This is a genomic window from Huaxiibacter chinensis (genome assembly GCF_022171985.1).
Classification (GTDB): Bacteria; Pseudomonadota; Gammaproteobacteria; order Enterobacterales; family Enterobacteriaceae; genus Enterobacter; species Enterobacter chinensis_A.
Window position 1 is genome coordinate 1 of sequence record NZ_JAJVHF010000077.1, and the last position, 438, is coordinate 438.

Genomic DNA, 438 nt, shown 5'->3' on the forward strand with positions numbered 1-438 from the left:
TTACCCCACCTACTAGCTAATCCCATCTGGGCACATCTGATGGCAAGAGGCCCGAAGGTCCCCCTCTTTGGTCTTGCGACGTTATGCGGTATTAGCTACCGTTTCCAGTAGTTATCCCCCTCCATCAGGCAGTTTCCCAGACATTACTCACCCGTCCGCCACTCGTCACCCGAGAGCAAGCTCTCTGTGCTACCGTTCGACTTGCATGTGTTAGGCCTGCCGCCAGCGTTCAATCTGAGCCATGATCAAACTCTTCAATTTAAGTTTGATGCTCGTGAATTAAACTTCGTAATGAATTACGTATGTTCACTCAGAGACTTTGGTATTCATTTAGCGTCTTGCGACGTTAGAATCCATGTCACTTTGAGTGCCCACACAGATTGTCTGATAAATTGTTAAAGAGCAGTGCAACGCGGCTTTCGCTCACCGTTGCGAGGT

Annotated in this window: 1 rRNA gene; it reads right to left on the bottom strand. The window is 48.9% G+C overall.

The features are described 5' to 3' along the window. A 16S ribosomal RNA gene (locus tag LZP96_RS24025) occupies positions 1 to 261 on the bottom strand; the annotation flags it as partial. Positions 262 to 438: the final 177 nt, after the last annotated feature.